The organism is Streptomyces sp. NPDC054765 (genome assembly GCF_053612065.1).
This window is the reverse complement of record NZ_JBSHBP010000142.1, coordinates 1-3,345: the sequence shown is the minus strand read 5'-3', so window position 1 is coordinate 3,345 and position 3,345 is coordinate 1. Positions and strand designations below refer to the sequence as shown.

3 protein-coding genes are annotated in these 3,345 nt (G+C 67.0%); 2 read left to right on the top strand and 1 reads right to left on the bottom strand.

Going from position 1 to position 3,345, the window contains the following annotated elements; all coding sequences use genetic code 11:
* The first annotated feature begins 195 nt into the window (after positions 1-195).
* Positions 196-1,725 (top strand): ISKra4 family transposase, encoded by a 1,530-nt coding sequence (locus tag ACWGJY_RS37425; protein ID WP_453265360.1) that lies wholly within the window; start codon positions 196-198, stop codon positions 1,723-1,725.
* Between the two features lie 46 nt (positions 1,726-1,771).
* Here the strand turns inward: ACWGJY_RS37425 and ACWGJY_RS37420 are convergent, their stop codons facing one another.
* Positions 1,772-2,725, bottom strand: coding sequence for an alpha/beta fold hydrolase (locus tag ACWGJY_RS37420; protein ID WP_453265359.1), 954 nt, complete (start codon positions 2,723-2,725; stop codon positions 1,772-1,774).
* Between the two features lie 219 nt (positions 2,726-2,944).
* On the opposite strand from ACWGJY_RS37420, the gene ACWGJY_RS37415 reads away from it, so the two are divergent.
* Positions 2,945-3,304: a winged helix-turn-helix transcriptional regulator gene (locus ACWGJY_RS37415; protein WP_327158398.1), complete on the top strand. Its 360-nt coding sequence runs from the start codon at positions 2,945-2,947 to the stop codon at positions 3,302-3,304.
* Positions 3,305-3,345: the final 41 nt, after the last annotated feature.

Sequence of the window (3,345 nt, the reverse complement as noted above, 5' to 3'; positions counted from 1 at the left end):
CGTCGACCACCGGCACATCGAAACGCTGCGGATGCGGCTGAAGCGGATGGTGCGCCACGGGTGGCTGGACGAGCCCGAGCGCGGCCTGTTCGCGCTGGCCGACAGCGTTCGCGCACCTGTGCAGCCGTAGACAAAAGCGGGCTCTTCCCGCGTCGTGCCTGGTGACAAGCCTCGCAGCAACGAAGGAAGAGCCCGATGCCAGCCTATGACTCCCGCGAGATCACCGAGGGCTTTCCCGCCACCCGCACCGCATTCGAGGCGCTCCTCGCGGACCTCGTCGACCCGGCGCGCTCCGCGGCCTGCGCCGCCACCGAGGAGTTCATCGCCACCCGCGCCCGCGAGGTGCAGCGGCTGATGCTGCAGGAATGGCTCGAGAAGCGGGCGGCCGGAGAACAGCGGGCACAAGAGGTCGCCGGGAGCGACGGCGTGGTGCGCCGATGCGCAGAGAAGAGCCATGCACGGCTTTTGTCCACGCGGTTCGGCACGGTGCAGGTGGAGCGGATCGCCTACCGCGCCAAGGGGGCATCGAACCTGTATCCGGCCGACGCGGAACTGGACCTGCCGACCGGCCGCCACTCCCACACGCTCAAGAAACTAGCCGCGGTCGAGGCGGCGCGCGGCTCGTTCGCCGACGCGCAGACCGCGGTCGAGCGCGCCACCGGAACCCACATCGGCAAACGGCAGACGATCCAACTGGTCCAGCGCACCGCGGCGGACATCGACGCCTTCTACACCTTCGCACGCAGCGCCTCCGGCTCCGGCTCCGGCTCCGGGGAGATGCTGCTGGTGTTGTCTGCGGACGGCAAGGGGGTCGTGATGCGTCCCGACGCGCTGCGCGAGGAGACCAGGCGGGCTGCCGCGAGGAAGGCCGCCTCAGGTGGCGGCCCGTACCAGACCCGCCTGGCCGGCGGGGAGAAGAGTGGGCGCAAGCGGATGGCGACCGTCGGCGCCGTCTACGCCCTGGCGGCCCAGCCGCGAGGTCCGCAGGAGGTGATCCGACCGAACGGCGCCGACCGTGAGAAGCGGCCCGACCGGCCACGCGCGACGGACAAGTGGCTGACCGCCTCCGTCGCCGCCGATGCCCGCACCGTCATCGCGGCGGTGTTCGACCACGCCGAGCGGCGCGACCCCGCCCGGACGCGCGAGTGGGTGATGCTGGTCGACGGAGCACGCCACCAGCTGGATCTGATCCACGAACAGTGCGATGCCCGCGAACTGGAAGTCCACGTCCTCATCGACTTCGTCCATGTACTCGAATATCTGTGGGGCGCGGCCTGGTGCTTCTTCGCCCCGGCCGACCCCGGGGCCGAACCCTGGGTCGGCGGGCACGCACTCGCCATCCTCCAGGGCACGGCCCAGCACGTCGCCGACGCCCTCGAACAGCAGGCGGATGCCGCGCAGTTGAGCGAGCACAAGCGGGCCGGTGTGGACAAGGCAGTCGGATACCTGCGGGCCAAGCTGCCCTATCTGGGCTACGACATCGCGCTCGCCGAGGGCTGGCCGATCGCCACCGGAGTGATCGAAGGAGCATGCCGGCACCTGATCAAGGACCGCATGGACATCACCGGCGCCCGCTGGGGCCTGCCAGGCGCCGAGGCTGTCCTCAAGCTCCGTGCAGTCATCAGCAACGGCGACTTCGAAGCGTACTGGGAGTACCACGTGCAGCGCGAACACCTGCGGGTTCACACAGTCCGCTACCGCGACACCCTCGAACTCGCGGCGTGATCACGGTCTCTCAAACCGAACCACACCCTTCTGACATCCGCCCCGGTCATTCCGCCGGCAGGGTCGAGGCCCACTCGGTCAGCAGCTTCACGTATAGCGCCGGGTCGAATTGGTGCATCATGTGGTGCGCTTCCGGATGCGACTCATAGTCGACCTTGACGCCTGCGGACGACATGATGTCGTGAGCCTTCTGTGCCTGCTTGTCGGACAACGACCCGACGAAATCGCCCGTCTGCGGGTTGACCGCCCGGTTGTGGTGGGTGATCAGGACGGGTGTCCTGACCTGCGCCAGCATCCGGTCGTGGGGGGTGTTCAATCCGGCGGTTCCCTCGAAGAACGCCCGCGCCCACTCAGGGTCGTATTCCTTGAGGTTCTGGGGCGGCTCCGCGCTTGCCGGGAAGAATTGCGCAAGCTTCGACGACGAAGCTTCGGCAGCGGCACCGAAGGCGGCCCAGTCGCCGATGGACCACTGATCGCCGAGGTGTTTGCTGAGCAGCTCGAAGAACGGGCCCGCCCCCTGGCGTATGTTGTGCCCGAACGCGGGGACGAGTTCGGAGGCGAAGAATGGTGCGTCCTCGCAGAACGCGCCGCGGATCTGGCCGGGGAGCGAATACGCCGACAGCCAGGCGGCCAAGACCCCACCCGACGAGTTCCCTGACACGATGACCGGACGCCGGATCACCAGCGAGATGAAGCGCACCAGGTCGTTTCCGAAGTTGTCGAGGCTGTACCGCTTCGGCGTCCAGGTGCTCCGTCCCTGCCCACGCAAGTCGACGGCGAACACGTGGAAGTCCTCGGCCAAAAGCTCGATCGCCGGCTCATAGCTCCACCAGGAGCCCGTCTGCTCGGGAATGAGCAGGAGTACCGGCTTGTCCGGTGACCCCGCCTCCGCGTAGTTCATCATGATCTCGCCGAGGTTCACCTGCTTCTCGGGGTAAGCATGAGAAACGAAGCTGTCGCGATCAGCCGGCTTCGGAGTGGTGCCCACCTTGTCAGTCATATGTGCCTCCTTGTGTCGAGTAATGGCTTTTTCTCGTCTCAGTCGGGCCCAGCGCTCGGTGATGCCTCGGGTCGGCCGACCACTCGCGCGCTCAACCCGTCCGCGGCCGACGCGAAAGCCATGGTCCCTGCCTTGGCGGCCGGGACTGATTGATATCCCTTGTATACCTAGTAGTCGAAGTAGACTGCAACGAAATCAGGTATCACCGAGGAGACTTACGTGAATCCAGCAGAACTCGATGACGACGGCCGTCGTCTGCTCAACCAATTGTTCGGCAAGTGGTCTTTGCTCGTGTTGGACGCATTGTGCAAGCGTCCCCAGCGCTTCAGCGAGCTTCGGCAACACCTGCCGGCCGTCACACCGAAGTCCCTGACCGCATGCCTGCGCCGGCTGGAGCGCGACGGCATGGTCGAGCGCGTGGTCGTGTCCACGGAGCCCGTGGCGATCGAGTACGGCGTCACCCGCCTGGGCCGGACCCTGAGGTCCCCCCTGCAAGCCATGATGGAATGGTTCGTCGACCACCTCGACGAAGTCGAAGCCGCCCGCTCTGACTACGACGAGCAGCGTCAGCCCAGCTGACACTTCCGGCGCGCCGCCTCGTGCAGCAGCACCACCACCGT